Raw genomic sequence first — 17962 nt, 5'->3', positions numbered from 1 at the left:
TCCCTGAAACGATATTTATTGGAAAAACTCCACGTCATATCCTTCTTTCAGTAGTACTTGATGTATTTGATGAATATGTTCTCGATTTTTTGTTTCGAGCGAAAAATGAATTTCTGCTTGACCCGGCAATACTTTTGCACCGATGCGTTGATGGTGGATCGACATGACGTTTGCTTCCAGTTCGGCGATAATGCGCAACAACTTATTGAGCTGGCCAGGTTTATCGGAAATGACAGTCGTAAATGTAACAAACCGTCCAGATTCGACGAGCCCGCGTTCAATAATTCGCGAAATAAGAGTGACATCAACATTGCCTCCGCTTAAAATGGCAACGACTTTTTTTCCGGTAAACGGTAATTTTTGATACAACAACGCCGCCAGCGGACACGCCGCAGAGCCTTCGACCAACAGTTTGTTACGTTCCAATAAATATAGCATCGTTCGGGAAATTTCTGCTTCGTCAACGCAAACAACACCGTCGACATATTTTTCAATATATCTATACGTAATGTTTCCCGGTTTTTTCACTGCAATGCCATCGGCAATCGTATCAGAAGAAGCAACCATTACCGGTTTTTTATGGCGGAGCGCCGCCGTCATTCCTGGACAAGCAGACGATTCGACACCATATATCTCAATCGACGGCTTTAACTGCTTTAACGTAAATGCCAACCCGGCAAGCAGTCCGCCGCCCCCAACCGGGCATAGCACCACATCGACTTCCGGAAGCTGCTCGATAATTTCTAAGCCAATCGTTCCTTGTCCTGACATAACCGCCAAATCATCAAATGGATGGACAAACGTCATGCCGCGCTGCCGCTGCAATTCGAACGCGTACTCAAGCGACTCGTCAAACACATCGCCATGTAAAATCACTTCTGCTCCGTATCCTTTTGTCGCTTCCACTTTGCTTAACGGCGCTCCTTTCGGCATGACGATCGTGCATGGGATGCCGATCATGCCGCTCGAATAAGCTACTCCTTGGGCATGGTTTCCAGCTGAAGCAGCAATGACTCCGCGTTTTCGTTCCGCTTCGCTCAATGACATAATTTTATTGAACGATCCACGCACTTTAAACGATCCTGTTTTTTGCAAATTTTCTAGCTTCATGTATACTTCATTCCCAGAAAGATTAGTAAACGTTTGGGAATGCTCAAGCGGAGTTTCATGAACAACCTTTTTCATTTTTTCCCTTGCTTCTAAAATATCATTCAATGTTAACATCGTCTTCATCACCTAACTATCGTTCATTTAAAAGCCGCCATTGATCATTATACATTAAAATAATATTTCGCCTACAAAAAATTATATCCGAATATAACGTTTTTCATTTTCTAATAAGTGCGCCGCATACAAAAGGAAAGGAAATCCTAAAAAGCTTAATAACGCGAGTAAGCCCGAATATACCGACCCCATTCGAAATCCCAAATACGGAAATCAAAAATCCTCCCAATGCCGGTCCGAACGAATTCCCAATCGAGGCAACCTCCATCGCACCAAAATATAAACCTTTCATGTGCGGTTTCGCGATTTGATTAATAAACAAATCCGTCACGTATACAACGTATTAATAAGAGCCGTAAGCCAAAATGCTAAGTGGAAGAAGTGCGTCTGGTTTTTAATCCTAGAATCGGGCAATTGTGTTTCTTTTTTCGCTGGTTATTTAGAACATAGTTTAATAAATTCAAAAAATGGCTTCCTTTTCTTGCTTTGCCATAGTATTCGATTTATGAAATATTTTCGTTTGTTTCATAAGGAAAAATTGTATAAAAAGCAGGCAACCGTCATAACTTTGCATTTAGCACAATGTTTGATTAGATATAGTAAAATAAAATGATTGTTTCTTTCTGATTTTTTTCGTAATCTATATTATTGACGCAATTTTTGAGAAAAGAGGCGGTCTCAATGAAAGAAACGATGACGCGAAAAGAGAAAATCATTCAGCTGCTTCATATTTTTCTGCCTGTATTTATTACTCAAGTCGGCCAATACGCAATGAACTTTGCTGATGTCACGATGTCAGGGCACGCCAGTTCGAGCGATTTAGCCGGAGTTGCCATTGGCTCGAACTTGTGGGTTCCTATTTTTACAGGAACGAGCGGAATTTTGCTCGCTCTCACACCGATTGTCGCGCATCACCTCGGAGCAAAGCGATACGAGCAAATTTCCCATGCGGTCATCCAAGCGATGTATTTAGCGATTGTCATCGCCCTAGTCATCATCGCTGGCGGCGCCGCTGCCTTAAATCCGATTTTAAATGGCATGGATTTAGAAGCAAAAGTGCAGCGCATCGCCCATGACTATTTAATCGCCCTTGCATTCGGCATGATTCCGTTGTTTCTTTATTACGTGCTGCGCTGTTTTATTGATGCGCTTGGGCAGACGAAAATCACGATGTGGATCACATTAACAGCACTTCCTATTAACATTTTGTTTAACTACTTGCTCATTTATGGGAGATGGGGCTTTCCGAAACTCGGCGGCGTCGGTGCTGGTTATGCAACGGCAATCACATATTGGTATTCATGTTTTATCGCCATCATCATCGTCGTCCGATTTCAGCGGTTTGCGCGTTTCAACATGTTTCAACGTTTTTACCGCCCTTCTTTCGCCGCATGGAAAGAACTATTAAAAATCGGGCTGCCGATCGGTTTTGCCGTTTTTTTTGAAACGAGCATTTTCGCCGCCGTCACATTGTTGATGAGCGAGTTTCATACGACGACGATCGCCGCCCATCAAAGCGCGATGAATTTCGCTTCGTTTCTTTATATGATCCCATTGAGCATCTCGATGGCATTAACGATCGCCGTTGGTTTCGAAGTTGGGGCGAATCGTTACAAAGACGCGAAACAATACAGCTTTATCGGCATTGGAATGGCAGTGTCGATAGCGACTGTGACTTCGCTTTTGCTTTATTTTTTCCGCGGGGATATTGCCAAAATTTATACGGACGAACAAGAGGTGTTATCGTTGACGGCGCAATTTTTGCTGTATGCGATTTTCTTTCAGTTTTCCGACGCCGTTGCAGCTCCAATCCAAGGAGCGCTTAGAGGATATAAGGATGTCAACGCTACATTCTGGGCCGCTTTCGCTTCATATTGGTGCATCGGGTTGCCATTCGGCTATATGCTTGCCAATCTCACTTCTTTCGGGGCGTTTGGATATTGGATCGGGCTGATTGCCGGATTAGCTTCCGGAGCAGTATTCCTCTTTTTCCGCCTCCTTTATATCCAGTGCCGCTACAGGCAAGTTTCCTCCCAATGAAAAAGGCGGCACTCTTCGTCGGTTGCCTTCATGGCATGGCGAAAGGCAAATGCGGGAACAAAGCGGATTTGTTTACGCGAAAAAAGAGGCTGTACGAAAGCCTCTTTCTCGTTTTTTAATGGCAATTTTTTATCTATTCTCCGTGCTCCCAAATGACTTTCTCTTTTTCCAGTTCACGTTTTTCAAAGTCTGTATGCAATCTTGACAATAAGGAATAACTAATGAGCATTAAAAGCTCTTCATTTTCCATCTTTTCACTAAAATGCTTCCGTCATCGCATCTGGATAATGCTCTAAAGACAAATCGCTAGTCCTGCCATATTGTTCATTGCGAAAAATCCTTTTTCTAAAAACGAAAAAATTGGGAAGAAGCAGTTGGTTAGCTTCTTCCCAATAATCGTTTGTTATCGATTGAACCGTTAGCACCATGTTGCTCCGACAATAATGAGCAAGATGAACAAGACGACGATAAGCACAAAACCATGGCCATAACCGTAGCCACCGCCCCAGCCGTAGCCACCCCAGCCATAGCCGCCCCAGCCGTAGTAACCATATGGCATTGTTGCCCACCTCCTTACGTTAATTAGGCGATTAGTACCACCAACCACCAATACATGCGCATCCAACAATAATCAACAAAATGAACAAAACGACGATTAGCGCAAATCCACCACCGTAAGCTGCACCCATCATTGAGCACCTCCTTCATTTTTGTACTAGTAGACTATTCATTTAGTCCAAAAATGGTTAGATATTTTCATGAAAATGGGTGTTTGGCGCATGATTCAAGCTTTCTGACTTCGACAAAAAGCCATTGGCGGACCGAACATAACTAATTTATTGGTTCATCGCCTCGCTCAGTATAAGAAAAAACGGACCGATGTTTCGGTCCGTTTTTCTACATTCCAAATGAATTCCGTTTAACGAATTTATCGTGCCATCCTTGCATCCATTTTGTTTTGGAAAAAGAAAAAATGACAAGCGCCGCCCAAATGCAGCTAAACGCGTATACATGCGCTTTCGTAAACGCTTCGTGAAACAAAAATATTCCAAATAATAACGTCAACGTCGGGGCAATATATTGGAGAAATCCGAGCATCGTAAGCGAAATCCGTTTCGCTCCTTTGGCGAAATATAAGAGCGGAACGGCAGTCGCCGGCCCAGCGCCGATCAATAATAACGCCTGCCAAATAGTGATCGTCGATAAAAGCGAAGCATGATGGTGATATAAAACGAACAAATAGATGAAAGAAATCGGTGTGATGACCATCGTTTCCAACGTCAAACCAACCGCAGAATCAACGCTTGCCAGTTTTTTCACTAGCCCGTAAACGCCGAAGGAAAAGGCAAGCGATAGCGCAATCCACGGAAGGGCGCCATATTGGAATGTCATGATACAAACTCCGATGGTGGCGAGAAAAAAGGAAATCCATTGCCATACATTGAGCCGTTCTTTTAATACCACCATTCCTAATACGACGCTCACCAGCGGATTAATATAATAACCTAAGCTTGTTTCAACGACATGTCCGTGGTTGACCGCCCATATGTATACAAACCAGTTCACGCTAATTAAAACCGCCGCTGCGCTTATTCCCCATGCTAATTTTGGCTGCTTGATCATCATCGAAACGAGTTTTCGCCACAACGTGATTTGCCTTGTTACAACAAGCAGCGCGACCATAAAGAAAAACGACCATATGATCCGATGGGCTAAAATTTCCATCGCAGGTCGGGATTCTAGCATCTTCCAATAGAGCGGTAAAATCCCCCACAGCAAATAAGAAAATGCCGTGTATAATATTCCGATTTTCTCTTCACTGATTCGATTCACTGCCCTATCCCCTTTTATTTGATTGCTTTTGTTTTACTGATTCATTATAACCATTTTTCTGTTTTTTTCCAAGAAAAACGCCCACTAGAGGCAAAACGCGATTACAAAACGCTTTTCACGGCGTCACTTTTCTTTCGTATCCGTTTCTCCCCACCAGCCTTTTTTCTTAAAATATAGTGCAATGGAAATACCGAGTGCGGCCATTAACAAAAGGGCATAAACATAACCATACTTCCATTTCAGCTCCGGCATTGCTTCAAAATTCATGCCGTATACGCCAGCGATAAACGTCATCGGCATAAAAATCACGCTCACTAATGTCAATGTTTTCATAATGACATTCATGTGATCGGATTTTAATGACAACTGTAAATCAAAAATGCCAGACAGCGTTTCTTTGAACTTGTCCAACGCGGCGGTAATGCGGGAAAAACGGCCGGCGACATCTTGCATATAAGGATTTGTCTCTGCATGAATATATGGAAACTTTGTATGCTGAAGCAGTTTCATCATTTCCTCCTGTGCTTCCGTAATCTGCCGAAGCTCATGAATCCAGACTTTCCAGCGATAAATATTACGACCAATTTCATTGGCAAACGGCGTTTTAAACACTTGTTTTTCCAACGATTGAATACGGTCGGCAATGTCATCAATCACTTGTAAAAAACGACGTGTGGATACATCTAAAAAATAATACAACACATATCCGGGATGTGACGCATGTTCGCGATGATGAAGCAGTTTTTCTTTTACTTGCTCAATCAATGGGTCATTTTCTTCTGCATAGCTAATCATATACTGCTCTGTGACAATCATTTGTATTTTCATTATCTGCAGCCGAGGGCGAATGATAAAAAGCGAAATAAATAAACATCGTTCATACTCGTCCACCATTGGTATGTCCGTTCCGTATAACAACCGCTGCTTTGCTAGCGGATGGACGGAAATGGTCTGCAATAACCGCTCCAAGTCTGTTTTGGAGGCTTTCGTAAAATGCAGCCAACACGCGTCTTTTCCAGCCGGTGCATAACGGTTATTGACGTTAGCAATCATGTCATTATATAGCATCACACATTTCCTTTCTTACGCGGTTATTTCATCACCATATAGTGTTGGCGTTTTTTTCGTAAAAAAACCTTAACCGCTTTTGGAAAGCGGTTAAGGAATTTTTTCCGGCTCAATATGAACGTGCGTCGCTTCAATATTATGATGCTTTTTCATTAAGCGCTCGACTTCATCGGCAATTTCGTGACTTTTAACAACCGTTAAATGCGGATCGACATGTATCGTTACCTCAAGGACGACATAATTTCCCAACATTCTTGCCTTTATATCGGCAACATTTTTTACCCCGTCAACGGTTGCGATTTCGTGTTTGTATGTCGTCAATATACGTTCGTCAAACCCATCGGTTAACGCATGGGACGTTTCCATAAACACTCCCCATGCAGTTTTACAAATCATTCCTCCAATTAGCACAGCAACAAGCGGATCGAGCCACAATAGATGAACTTGCGCTCCAGCAATCCCGACGACCGTCCCAACACTAACAAGGGCATCGGACAAATGGTCTTTTGCGGCCGCGGCAAGCGCTTGGCTATTCGTCCGCTTCGCTAACCGCGTATTAAAAGAATATACGGCTAACATGGCAAGAGCGGATGCAATAGCGACAAACGCGGCAAGAGGTTCAGGAGCGCTTTCGGTTCCGGGATGAAAAATGGAAGAAATTCCTTCAATGATCACATCTATGCCGATCGACATCATCATGAATGCCGCAACTAACGACGAAATATTTTCCGCCCGCGAATGGCCATACGGATGATTATGGTCACGCGGTTTTTTCGCAATTTTAATTCCGATTAGAATCGCAACAGAAGCAATAATATCGCTAAAATTATTCCATCCGTCTGCCTTGACGCCGTCCGAATGAGCAATGGAGCCGACGATCAGTTTGCTTATCGCTAATACGATATAGCTAACGATACTGATCCAAGCCCCTAATTCTGCTTTCCATTTCTTTTCCACATACTTCACCAACCTAGCACTGTCCTTTTTTGCATTTATAAGTGTACCAATACAAAAACGTGTGAGTCTATAGCAACAAAATTGGCTTTTGGAAGGAGTATAGAAGTGGGCAAATTTTTTCCTATTAAGGTAACTTTTTTGGATAAAGCCAAACTAGCGTCAAGTTGCAATCATATAAAAAAAGAGGAATCGACAATACTCATGGTTTTCACAACAGCAGCGCCGCATTGGGCATAAGCTCGGCGATCGTCTATTTTCCTGTTAAACATAGTCATTGATACAAACCGGGCTGTCTTCCCTAACATACACTACCATGAATAATGACAAAAGGAGGAGGACAAATGTCGCCGCATTGGTATCATGTTTGCTGCCGCTACCACGGTAAAGTCGTACGTATCCATGATAAATTTGGCAATGTTCATATCGGACGGATCACCCGTGTCACCCCAACTCGCGTCTATATCGCGCCAGTCGGAGCGCGAAACCTCGGCGGGTTTGGCTACGCGTTTGTTGGCTGGGGATGGGGGTGGGGATACGGAATCGCGCTCGCCGCCATCGCCGCGATCGCATTAATTGGTTTGTTTTGGTAAAAAATTCCTGTATGATGCAAAAAAGTGGCCCTCTAGCAACAAGTGCGGGACCACTTTTTGCATTCTTCTTTATCATTTTAAAATATTTTCGTCCATCACTAAAAGATGCATTTGCTTTTTGGATAAAGCGATCAAATCTTTGATAAACTGAGATTGAATGCGAAAATTCCTCCATAAGTTTGATAATTTGAACATCTTTACCATACAGGAAATTTCACTTTTTTATGTTCTTATGCACATGTGGTTTTCAAGTACATTTTATGGTGAAGAACCTTTATCATCAATCTATTGCACATTTCAACTATTTTTTAAATATTTTTATTAGTATTTGATTGAAATGGTTTATGTTAGGGGGATATTTATATGAAAATTCTTTTCATAAATCGGAATTTTACGCTTTTACTTAGCGGGAGGTTTTTAACGAACATTGTAGATAGCATAGTGGTTAGTATATGAGTTAAGTGAATCTTCCATTTACACATAGCTTTATTAGGCATGAATTGGCTAACCTCAAAACAGCTTCGGTCATTGCCTAGAAATTTCCGAAATAGAATTGGAAATAAGTCAAGAAACTACATAATTGGCTTACGTAATTTAGATTTGCCAGTTTTCATTTTTGTTTTGGATCAATAAAATACGCCTTCTTCTATGTTCTGTAACATGAAAGAAGGCGTTTTTCGTCTTGGTTATATCTCCTTTTCGTGGTTTCCCATTATGTCTTTTTCACAATGCGAAAATATTCTTCCAGCGTTATGTTTCTCTCGAACATCACCTTCGCTGCTTTTTTCCCGACATAGCGAAGATGCCACGGTTCATATTGGTATCCGGTGATCGCTTCTTTTCCTTTCGGATAGCGAATAATAAACCCGTACTCATGAGCATGGAGGGCAACCCATTTTCCTTCTTTCGTTTCTCCAAAAGCGGTCGTCAATTGATATCCAACCGCCGGGCTTGTGATATCCATCGCCAATCCCGTTTGATGTTCGCTTTGCCCTGGCAGCGCGACCGCATGAATCGCCTTTTCTTTTCCTTTTTCTTTTACTTCTTCCGTAAATATTATTTTTTGACGCTCATAGGAACGATAGCCGGATACGGCTGCAAGCCGGATGCCGTCTTTACGGGCAGCGGCGAATAACGCTTCAAGCGCTTTTGCCGCTTCGGCGCGCATATACCGTTTATCCACGTTCGTTTCGGCAAACGAGAACGGAACGCGTGGAACCACTAAATCATCCGGCTTATACGTAGCCGGCAACGATTGTTCTTTGTTCACAAGCGCCAATACATTGCTTGGATTCATAATGACCTTTATACCATTTTGCACTTTGACAACATTCCAATATTCCGGTTCGAGCAATAGCTCCGGGTCCGCAGCTTGTTTCTTCTTCTCGTTCTTATCGATTGCCGCACGCTCATCTATTTTGTCCGCTGCTTTTTCACTCGAAAAATGGTTTAGTTGGCTGCATCCGCTAAATAAAAAAAGCAATGCAACCGCCATCCATCGAAATAGCTGTTTCATCATTTCACCTTTTCTACGTTTCTGCACGGCGAAAGCCGGCGCGTTCTTGGATGCAAAAAAGCTTTTCCCTTCCTGCGCGCAAATGTGATTGCATCGCAGTACTCCCCAGCATAAAAAATCAACGGTGTTTTCATTCATATGCGTGCTTGACGGTCCATTGCGCGATTATTCTACGCGAATCGCCGTTTCCAGCGCCACTTCAATCATATCGTTAAACGTTGTTTGCCGTTCTTGTGCCGTTGTTTCTTCTCCTGTTAAAATATGGTCGCTTACCGTCAGCACCGAAAGCGCTTTTCGACCGAATTTTGCCGCCAGCGTATATAATGCCGCCGTTTCCATCTCGACGGCTAAAACACCGTAGCGGGCCCACATCTCCCAGTCCGGTTCGTCATTATAAAACATATCAGCTGTAAAGACGCTTCCGACCTTTAGCTGAAGCCCTTTTTCGCCGCCGACTTCATAAGCGGTCCGCAGCAAATCAAAATCTGCTGTCGGCGCATAATCCCGTCCACGGAAAGTTAAACGGTTCATGTTCGAATCCGTAGATGCGCTCATCGCCAAAATAACGTCACGAACATTTACATCTTTTTGGATCGCTCCGCACGTTCCAACGCGAATGAGTGTCTGTACATGATAGCTTTGTATTAATTCGTTGACATAAATTGAAATTGATGGAACTCCCATTCCCGTCCCTTGCACGGAAATGCGGTGCCCTTTGTATGTACCAGTAAAACCAAGCATGCCGCGCACGCGATTGTAGCATGTCGCTCCTTCTAAAAACGTTTCCGCGATATATTGGGCGCGGAGCGGATCACCCGGCAACAAAATTTTCTCGGCAATTTCTTGTTGCTTCGCCTCGATATGGATGCTCAAGCAATATACCTCCTTCGTTCGATAACAACAATTTCTTTGGCATCATGTTTGCCTTTCTATCATATCACACATTCATTGGAAATGGCAGCAAAAGATCAAGCACTATTTTCTGCCAATGAACTTCGCTCGTTAGAAAATACAATCGCTTTTTATCGGTTTCTTGTTTGCATTTTGGACACATCATCCAGCAAAGCGTTATGCGTAAAAAATCATCATTATGGGCATACTGAATAACAAGGCGGCGAAATCTTACCAAATTTCATAACACTCCTGTCGCAGCGTTCGGAAGGAGGCGATCACTGATGAAAAAGAAATTGGAACAAGCGGTAGAATACGCCAATAAAACAAACCCGTCATCCCGCTCCAATAACCAACCATCCACTTCGAAAAAAGAAAAAACAAAATTTTGAGGGAGAAACTTTCTCCCCTTCCCGTTTAAGACGTCTTGGAATGATAATCATCGCGGCGGCGCGCTAAATATTTCTCATTAATATACAGCACTTTTTTATCTTTGCTTCGCGTATATTTTTTTTCCCGTTCTTTTCGTTTGCGAACAAGCCAATAACCGAGTAGATACATAGGAAGAACTAACTCTATCGCTCCCGCATAAACGTATAAAAATTGTTTTGTCCATTTTATTTTCGCCAGCTGTACACCGATATCACTGAACGTGTAATAGGAAACCGCCACAATCCCCCCGGCGATAAGCACGTTGACCACATGCAAAAAAGGTATGTCTTTCCAGCGAAAAAACTTTCGTTCTATCTGGTTTTTTACAAATAGCAAAACAACGACGGATACGACGCTAAGCAACATTGAAACAGTAAGCGCGACCATCACCGTTTCCCCTTCCCCTTTACATTCAACTGCAAAAATTTTCTATCAATAAACCCGCCGAAACTGCCCAAACTAACAATGACATAATAACAAGGGAGGAAGCTGTTATGGGTAAAAAACACCGAAACCGCATTAACGGTCAAAAAAAGAATAACCATATTCCAAAAGAAGCATTAATTGCTGAGGACATGGCACACGCGAAAGAATACTCCGCTGCGGGAGGACGAAAAAACGGACCAGGACATCACGACAACCCGGAGTCATAACGATACCCTGATTTTTGTGTAAAATTCCCTTCTCTGGCCGGTGAGCTTGGCTCACTTTTTCGCTGTTTTGAGACCTAATCAGCCGCATCGCCAAGCCTAAGTATGACAGAAAACCCTTGCATGACAACAAGGGTTATGTGGCAGGATCGACTTCATCAAAGGATAATGTCACTACTTTCGTATAATCGCCCTGGGCAATTTCTTCTTTCGTCGCTTTTTCGTTTAGCTCTTCATCATCATCGATTCCCGGCGCGATGGTTGGAAACCTGTTATCATACTTTTTCTTCTCCAAATGACCGCCTCCCTTCCTTTATATCCATACCCGAAATTCACGTAAACTATTCGACTTTTTTCTTCATTATACCATCGTTTTTTTATTTCAGGATGGAATATTTCGAATTTTTCGCTAACGAATGTGAATGCGGCTAATTTTTTGCCATCCTTCCGGACATAATTTGTAATACGCTTGCCCATTTAGTCCTTCGTCAATGAAAACAATATCTCCCGTACTCATAAAACGGGCTTGGTAGTCTTTTGGCAATAAATCGGGTACGTTAAACATACGATAAATATGCGATAATGCTTGATGGTGATTGGCCGCGCTGATTGTCAGCCTGTATACTTGCCTATATCCTTTCGTTTGCCCAAAACTCGGTGTTTGAAATATGGTGATATCATACTCTCGCTTTACATGAAGCATTTTTTTCATCAATAGGCGTACCATCGACATCGCTCCTTTTTGTCATCCTTTTATTATCCAATCATATTAGTGATAAGCGATGTCGATTCCTTTAGCAAAATGGCTGTTATTTTGTCGAATGGATTAGTTGCTTGCCAGTAATTTCGCGTCCGATCAACTGATCAACATCGTTGATCAAAGCGGCAATATTGTCATAAGGCCGGTCTATTTGCAGCATTTTTCGCAATATGCGCCGAGCCTCGGCGGAAAGCGATAATTCTTCTTCCCAGCTTTTTTCTTCCTCCGCCACCGGTTCATAAGAAGAATACAACAAAAATAAAGTGAAATGCCCTAATGCATAAAAATCGCTTTTGGCGCTCGTTTCCCTCCGGAGCCGCTTTTCAAGAACATATGTTTCCAGATGAGGGATTGGTTCTCCAAAAAAACGCGCCAAACCAAAGTCAATGATAAACACCGCGCCATCGCAAAGCAAAATGTTCGGAATGCGCAAGTCGCGGTGCACGACGCCCTTGGCGTGAATATAAGCGACCACTTCGAGCACATCGCGGAGCAGACAAAAAGATTGATGCTCCGTATACGTATGTCCTTTTTCAAAAATCAACGTCTCTACTGTATCTCCTTCTATATGCTCCATCACAAGATGTGGAATCCCTTCTTCCACAAACGTATCATACAATTTCGGGATTTGCGGGTGCTGAAGGCGGCGAAGAATGGCCGCTTCCCGCTGAAACAACGCGTCGCTTATGTTCCGCTTCGTCCGCCCCTGTTTTACCACGACACTCCTTCCCGTCTGTAAATCGCTTGCCATATAAGCAATGCCATAACTTCCCATGCCTAGCTCCTCAATAATTCGATAGCGCTGCCGAAGAAGATGGCCTTTTCGATACCGACGTTCGAATAAACGGGCGAACGAAGAGAAAAAATAAGGTAGTCGCATCGTTAGCTGCCAAAAAAGCTTGAAAAGAAGCTGCCGCTATGGTGTTTCTTTTTATAATGCTTATAACCATATTGGGAAGGATGGATATGCGGATAATGATTCGGCGCATGGTAATGGTCGCTGCTGCTGTAATGGCCTTTGTGGTAATGACGATGCGACATGCTTTGTTGCAAAATTGCTTTGATCATTTTTTTCAGCATCATAATCGCTCCTTTTTGAATAAAGTTTACTCATATATACGAATAAAACAAGCATGAGTTTCACTTTCACGCAAAATAAGTGCTAGGAGGGGTGTCGCCATAGAACGAAATCGTTTTTTATCCCGAATCATTCATCCTGTGCAGTCACTGTACCGTCATTTTTTATATCGGCACCGCATTCAGATTGCTTCCCCATCGTTGTTGCATCAACTTTCGGAACAATGGGAACGTCCGCCGCACCCCCGCATTACCGAAGAAGAAGATAAGCTTGTTTCTGAAATCTGGAAAAAAACAGCGAGGTATAACCGCAACAACATTACGCGGACAGCGGCCTATTGGGCGTTTTTCGAGCGCCACCCCGAAGTCCATTGGGCGCTTTTGGCGCATATCGTTTCCCGAAACGGCGGATGGAATATGACCGATTTGCGGGGAAGCGTCATTCCTCGTCTTCTCCCCTCCGCATCGATTCACCCGCTGTTTTTATTTTTGGAGAGGGCAAACGCGCTGATTTTTCATGACGCTTACCCTCAGCTGTTGCTATATGAACAAAGCAAACAAATGAAAAAACCATTATTTCATTTGCTGCCTTGTTTTTTTGTTTCTTCCTTTATGAAACCATTTTGGGAATATTTTTTTGAAACCAAAAATTCGCCAGTAATCACCGTGGCGTTGATCATTAACGAACAGCAGTACATTCAAAAAAGAGTGATCGAAAACAAATTTTTTCAAGCGCACGTGCTCGAGACAATGCCGTTTATTGCCGAGCAATGGCTCGGTTTTAACGACGTGCTCATTCCGTACAAGGCTGATCGCCATATCCGCCTTGCCGGCACAACTGTCCGCGATTTTGCCGATGTCCATCACCGCATTCATATCGGTAAAACGCTTTACAGCATATTGTTTTTCCAAAAACAGCTAGCAAAGCGCGCCTGCCAATTTGCGTCGCAAACGGCGCATACCGGTTCACGCGCCGATTTTTGGCCGCAGCTATTTTCTCCCGAAAAAACCGATCCTTTTCGCATTTACAGCCCACATTTGGAAGCGGTGTGGCCGAACATCCCCCATCCGTTTTCCGACCGCCGTGACTGGTTTACCGATAAAACAATTATCAAAATGATGGAAACAATCCCTGTGATAAAAGAAAAAGATATGACGACAAACTATATGCATAACATTCAAACCTTAAGAGTTGCCGCCTCCGCGATTCCATAATAAAACGACGAGCGGTGTCACTCGTCGCTGTCTCCGATGTCAAGCTCCTCATCAATGATGCATTTTTCCAATAAATAATCAAACGTAATATCCGCTAGTTCTTCTAATTCTGTCTGTGTCGGCACAAAACCACGGCGGATCAATTCGCGATAAAAAAATTCGGCAATTTCTTCCGTATCAATGACGACTTCAATTTCTTTCACTACGTCTCGCCCCCTTTGTAATGTTTTATGTGCGCTGATACCGTTTTATGTCAAAAGAATTTGCTGATCTATGTACTAATTTTCCCTTTTTGCCCAAGCATTAGTAGAAAAAAACAATATTATATGGACAAGCAGCCATCATCGATAAAACAAAAGGAACCGTTGTAAGCGGCCATCATTAATTTTGCCCAAAAACGCATCGTATCGCCGCACGCCAACCGTTCCGTACAACAAAGCGCCACTCATCTGCAGCCCATGTTGAAATTACGCGGGCACAAATGAGCGGGCGCCTCCGTCAATCCGAAAAAACGTTTTGTTAACGTTTTCAAAAAAGGAAAGATGAGAAGACGTTTACGCCTCCCGTAAAAACTGTTCCCATAGCTCATCAAATATCGTCATGCTATCTAAGTAATCGCCGTTTAACTCTAAGTACCGACTAATTTCATCATAATCGGTTGACATTTTTGGAAAACTGTGATCAAAATATGCTCCATTCGCAAACCGGACAAACGGGTCTTCTTTTGTTCCGTCACGAAATTTTAATAAATAATGATAAAACGAACGCGCCATTGTCCCACATCCTCTTTCTTTTTTTCTTTGTTGTCATTTTAATGAGTTTGCGCGGTTTTGTGAAGTGCTTATTGAAACATTTATGTAGCCTCCGCTCCCTCTTTTACAATGAAAGAGCATGTTCATCACCCACTCATAGGCATGGAAGACTCTCTTTCGCATGCAGGAACCTAGCCGGAAATTTCGCATAATGTTTTATCTTATGCCCTTTCTAATCAACATGACATGGCCCGATGAAAGCGGAAGCAATTCCATCCAATTTATAAATGTTTTTAATCGCCTTGTTCATTCACAATGCTTTTATGAATCCAAATCGCCGCCTGCGCCCCTTCCCCCATGGCGATCGTGACTTGCTCCGAATGAACGCCGATGTCTCCTGCCGCCCAAATATTCGGGACGTTTGTTTCTTTCGTCCGCGGGTTAGTGGGAATATGCTTATTTTCTAACCGCTCCACGCCAAGCAGTTTGGCAAGCTCTGTATTCACTTTGTTATGGCCAAATGCGATAAATCCGCGCTCACCGAAAATTTCCGTACCGTTTTGCAAACGGATGCCGCAAAACATCGGCCCTTCCTCTACTAGCACGGATTCAATCGGTTCGCGAATGTAACGGATGCTTTGTTCGGACAGCTGCTTCCGCCATTTCCCCGATAGCTCTTCACCATCATGATTAACATAAATAATGTCCTTTGTCCAATACAAAAGCGCCATTGCCATGCTCGCCCCAGCGACTCCCGCTCCGAGCACGATCACTTTTTTGTTTGTTACTTCATATCCATCGCAGTCCGGGCAAACGTAAACGCTCGTTCCTAAACATGGAATAAGATTGGGAATGGGGGGAATCCGGTCTTTCACGCCCGTCGCCAATAGCAGCCGTTTGCTTTCATACGTTTTCCCGCTTTTTCCAAACAAAACAAATCGCTTGTCTTTTTTCTCCGCAGCCACTACCTCATCATCGGCAAAATGCACTCCCAATCGTTCCGCTTGTTTTCTGCCGAGCGCACGCAGCGTTTCTCCGCTCACGCCGTCAGGCCAGCCGAGCAAATTATGATACGCGCGACAAAGCGTGGAACGGCCGTTATTCGCATCGATCACAAGAATGCGATGATGGTAGCGGCCGAGCTGAATTGCCGCCTGCAATCCGGCGATTCCGCCTCCGATAATGATGCATTCATACATCGTATATCACCTCCCGTCATTGCTTTTATTTTGTAGTGTTCGTTATTGACTCGTATTCATGCACTTTGCATAAAAAAAGCCGCCTCCGTATAAGAGACGGCGCAAGCCACCTGTTAACAAACCGTTTGTTGTTCCTCGGCAAAATCAATTTCAAAGCCAAGATCCTCCAACATCCGATAATCTTCTGATTTTTCCTGGCCGGCTGTTGTTAAATAATCGCCGACAAAAATGGAGTTTGCCGCATATAAGCCGAGCGGCTGCAGCGAGCGCAAGTTGACTTCGCGCCCGCCGGCAATGCGGATTTCTTTCGTTGGGTTAATGTAGCGGAACAAGGCCAATACTTTTAAACAATAGCGCGGATCCAATTCATTCGTTCCCGCCAGCGGCGTGCCATCCACCGCGTGCAAAAAGTTAACAGGAATCGAATCCGCATCAAGCATGCGCAAGCTCCGCGCCATGTTGATGACATCTTGTTTTGTTTCCTTCATGCCGATAATGACGCCCGAACAAGGAGAAATGCCAGCTTGTTTCACCGTTTCCACCGTTCTTACGCGGTCATCGTATGTATGGGAAGTCGTGATGTTCGGATGATGTTCTTTCGATGTGTTAATATTGTGGTTGTAGCGGTCGACTCCCGCTTCTTTCAGGCGCGCCGCTTGTTCCGGCTTTAAGATGCCAAGGCATGCGCAAATTTTCAAACCGAAGCGTTCCTTAATTTCTTTGACAGCGGAAACGACCGTATCGATTTCTTTTTCGCTCGGACCGCGGCCGCTCGCGACAATGCAGTATGTCCCAATGCGCAGGCGGTACGCTTCTTCCGCTCCGCGGATGAGCGTTTCTTTATCAACTAGTTTATACGTTTTGATCGGCGCCGTCGAAACGGCGGACTGCGCGCAATATCCGCAATTTTCCGGACAAAGCCCCGATTTCGCGTTAATAATCATATTAAGCTTTACTTTATTGCCGTAATACGTGCGGCGAATGTTGTATGCGCCTTGCATCAGCAAAAGCAGCTCCTCATCAGGGCAGTCTAACACCGCCAGCGCTTCCTCATCGGTCAATTCATGCCCTGCAATGACGCGATCAGCCAATGCTAGCCAATTTGGCATTCTTCCTCTCCCCTTTCCATATGATTACATTTATCGTATCGGAAGAGAAGTCATATTGTCAACCAAAATATTTTTTTGGTTAACGGTTAATCCATTATCAAGTTGCCGATGAGCGTCTATTAACTGTTAATTCCAAATTTCATCAAGATGGTCGGCGTAAAAAACTAACGCTTTTTCATATTTTTTGATCCAAGGGTCAGAAGAAGCGGCGACCAGCGCATGAATCAACATTGACACTGCCCTTTTTTCTTCTCTCATATGATAAAGTGCCATCGCCAAAAATGCTTGTAAGGCTACGTTATCAGGAAACTCTTTTAATCCTTTCTTCAACACGTTGGCCGCCTGTTCATACTGGCCGGTACAGCGGTAGCTGCTGCCTAATTGGATCAATGCTCTCTGGCGCAGCTCGCCTTCAAGACCATAATCAATCGCCTTTTCATAATACGGAATTGCCTTTCTTTCCAGCCCTAGTGAATCATAGGTAGTGGCGTAATAAAAATGAATCATTGCATCTTTAGGAAATGCATCAAGCAATGAGCGCAATATCGTTTGTGCTTCTTCATATTGCTTTGCTTCGATCAGTTTTATCGCCTTATTCAACATTTAGTTTCCCTCCTTCTTCTCAATAGGTGTTGTTCGAGCAAATGAA

Annotated in this window: 22 protein-coding genes; 4 read left to right on the top strand and 18 right to left on the bottom strand. The window is 43.6% G+C overall.

Features of this window, described 5'->3' with window-relative positions; translation table 11 throughout:
- Positions 1–15 precede the first annotated feature (15 nt).
- On the bottom strand, positions 16–1224 hold the full coding sequence (gene ilvA, locus MWM02_RS08485; protein WP_244403448.1) for a threonine ammonia-lyase: 1209 nt from the start codon (positions 1222–1224) through the stop codon (positions 16–18).
- A gap of 681 nt (positions 1225–1905) precedes the next feature.
- Between ilvA and MWM02_RS08480 the strand changes: the two genes are divergently transcribed.
- Positions 1906–3264 carry an MATE family efflux transporter gene (locus MWM02_RS08480; protein WP_244403447.1) on the top strand — a complete coding sequence of 453 codons (1359 nt, stop codon included), beginning with the start codon at positions 1906–1908 and terminating at the stop codon, positions 3262–3264.
- A 418-nt stretch (positions 3265–3682) separates the two neighbouring features.
- On the opposite strand, the gene MWM02_RS08475 is transcribed toward MWM02_RS08480, so the two are convergent.
- From MWM02_RS08475 to MWM02_RS08455, 5 genes are all read right to left on the bottom strand, one after another.
- Positions 3683–3823, bottom strand: coding sequence for a YjcZ family sporulation protein (locus MWM02_RS08475; protein WP_081260295.1), 141 nt, complete (start codon positions 3821–3823; stop codon positions 3683–3685).
- Between the two features lie 31 nt (positions 3824–3854).
- The gene (locus MWM02_RS08470; RefSeq protein ID WP_081260335.1) at positions 3855–3953 is read right to left on the bottom strand and encodes a YjcZ family sporulation protein; all 99 of its coding nucleotides are present in this window, start codon (positions 3951–3953) and stop codon (positions 3855–3857) included.
- A 208-nt stretch (positions 3954–4161) separates the two neighbouring features.
- The gene (gene rarD / locus MWM02_RS08465; RefSeq protein WP_064551775.1) at positions 4162–5097 is read right to left on the bottom strand and encodes an EamA family transporter RarD; all 936 of its coding nucleotides are present in this window, start codon (positions 5095–5097) and stop codon (positions 4162–4164) included.
- 123 nt (positions 5098–5220) lie between these two features.
- Positions 5221–6165, bottom strand: a complete 945-nt coding sequence (locus MWM02_RS08460) for a magnesium transporter CorA family protein (RefSeq protein WP_244403446.1) — start codon at positions 6163–6165, stop codon at positions 5221–5223.
- Positions 6166–6255: 90 nt separating this feature from the next.
- On the bottom strand, positions 6256–7134 hold the full coding sequence (locus MWM02_RS08455) for a cation diffusion facilitator family transporter (protein ID WP_064551773.1): 879 nt from the start codon (positions 7132–7134) through the stop codon (positions 6256–6258).
- A 329-nt stretch (positions 7135–7463) separates the two neighbouring features.
- Here MWM02_RS08455 and MWM02_RS08450 point away from each other — a divergent pair, with 329 nt between their 5' ends.
- Complete coding sequence (locus MWM02_RS08450; RefSeq protein WP_064551772.1) at positions 7464–7712, top strand: hypothetical protein; 249 nt, start codon at positions 7464–7466, stop codon at positions 7710–7712.
- A gap of 712 nt (positions 7713–8424) precedes the next feature.
- Here MWM02_RS08450 and MWM02_RS08445 read toward each other — a convergent pair.
- From MWM02_RS08445 to MWM02_RS08435, 3 genes are all read right to left on the bottom strand, one after another.
- A complete protein-coding gene (locus MWM02_RS08445) occupies positions 8425–9228 on the bottom strand; it encodes a M15 family metallopeptidase (protein WP_244403445.1) in 804 nt (267 codons plus the stop codon).
- 165 nt (positions 9229–9393) lie between these two features.
- Complete coding sequence (gene deoD, locus MWM02_RS08440; RefSeq protein WP_064551770.1) at positions 9394–10101, bottom strand: purine-nucleoside phosphorylase; 708 nt, start codon at positions 10099–10101, stop codon at positions 9394–9396.
- Positions 10102–10536: 435 nt separating this feature from the next.
- Positions 10537–10938, bottom strand: a complete 402-nt coding sequence (locus MWM02_RS08435; protein ID WP_244403606.1) for a hypothetical protein — start codon at positions 10936–10938, stop codon at positions 10537–10539.
- A gap of 107 nt (positions 10939–11045) precedes the next feature.
- On the opposite strand from MWM02_RS08435, the gene MWM02_RS08430 reads away from it, so the two are divergent.
- A complete protein-coding gene (locus MWM02_RS08430; protein ID WP_198401580.1) occupies positions 11046–11204 on the top strand; it encodes a hypothetical protein in 159 nt (52 codons plus the stop codon).
- A 133-nt stretch (positions 11205–11337) separates the two neighbouring features.
- On the opposite strand, the gene MWM02_RS08425 is transcribed toward MWM02_RS08430, so the two are convergent.
- The 4 genes from MWM02_RS08425 to MWM02_RS08410 all read right to left on the bottom strand — a co-directional run bounded on the left by MWM02_RS08425 (position 11338) and on the right by MWM02_RS08410 (position 13041).
- Entirely contained in the window at positions 11338–11496 is a 159-nt protein-coding gene (locus tag MWM02_RS08425; protein WP_198401579.1) for a hypothetical protein, read from the bottom strand.
- Positions 11497–11610: 114 nt separating this feature from the next.
- Positions 11611–11928 (bottom strand): YodL domain-containing protein, encoded by a 318-nt coding sequence (locus MWM02_RS08420; protein WP_244403444.1) that lies wholly within the window; start codon positions 11926–11928, stop codon positions 11611–11613.
- An 82-nt stretch (positions 11929–12010) separates the two neighbouring features.
- A complete protein-coding gene (locus MWM02_RS08415) occupies positions 12011–12841 on the bottom strand; it encodes a serine/threonine protein kinase (RefSeq protein ID WP_064551766.1) in 831 nt (276 codons plus the stop codon).
- 2 nt (positions 12842–12843) lie between these two features.
- Complete coding sequence (locus tag MWM02_RS08410) at positions 12844–13041, bottom strand: hypothetical protein (RefSeq protein ID WP_064551765.1); 198 nt, start codon at positions 13039–13041, stop codon at positions 12844–12846.
- 99 nt (positions 13042–13140) lie between these two features.
- Between MWM02_RS08410 and MWM02_RS08405 the strand changes: the two genes are divergently transcribed.
- A complete protein-coding gene (locus tag MWM02_RS08405; RefSeq protein ID WP_064551764.1) occupies positions 13141–14253 on the top strand; it encodes a DUF2515 domain-containing protein in 1113 nt (370 codons plus the stop codon).
- A gap of 17 nt (positions 14254–14270) precedes the next feature.
- Here MWM02_RS08405 and MWM02_RS08400 read toward each other — a convergent pair whose 3' ends face one another.
- From MWM02_RS08400 to MWM02_RS08380, 5 genes are all read right to left on the bottom strand, one after another.
- Positions 14271–14456, bottom strand: coding sequence for a YozD family protein (locus MWM02_RS08400; protein ID WP_064551763.1), 186 nt, complete (start codon positions 14454–14456; stop codon positions 14271–14273).
- A 351-nt stretch (positions 14457–14807) separates the two neighbouring features.
- The gene (locus MWM02_RS08395) at positions 14808–15026 is read right to left on the bottom strand and encodes a YozE family protein (RefSeq protein ID WP_064551762.1); all 219 of its coding nucleotides are present in this window, start codon (positions 15024–15026) and stop codon (positions 14808–14810) included.
- Positions 15027–15298: 272 nt separating this feature from the next.
- On the bottom strand, positions 15299–16204 hold the full coding sequence (locus tag MWM02_RS08390; RefSeq protein ID WP_244403443.1) for an NAD(P)/FAD-dependent oxidoreductase: 906 nt from the start codon (positions 16202–16204) through the stop codon (positions 15299–15301).
- 113 nt (positions 16205–16317) lie between these two features.
- Entirely contained in the window at positions 16318–17313 is a 996-nt protein-coding gene (bioB, locus tag MWM02_RS08385; RefSeq protein WP_244403442.1) for a biotin synthase BioB, read from the bottom strand.
- 126 nt (positions 17314–17439) lie between these two features.
- Positions 17440–17916 carry a tetratricopeptide repeat protein gene (locus MWM02_RS08380; RefSeq protein ID WP_244403441.1) on the bottom strand — a complete coding sequence of 159 codons (477 nt, stop codon included), beginning with the start codon at positions 17914–17916 and terminating at the stop codon, positions 17440–17442.
- Between the last annotated feature and the right edge of the window lie 46 nt (positions 17917–17962).

It is taken from the genome of Parageobacillus sp. KH3-4 (assembly GCF_022846435.1).
Lineage (GTDB): Bacteria > Bacillota > Bacilli > Bacillales > Anoxybacillaceae > Parageobacillus > Parageobacillus thermoglucosidasius_A.
Note: the sequence above shows the minus strand (reverse complement) of the source record. Positions and strands in the feature narration are given on the sequence as shown.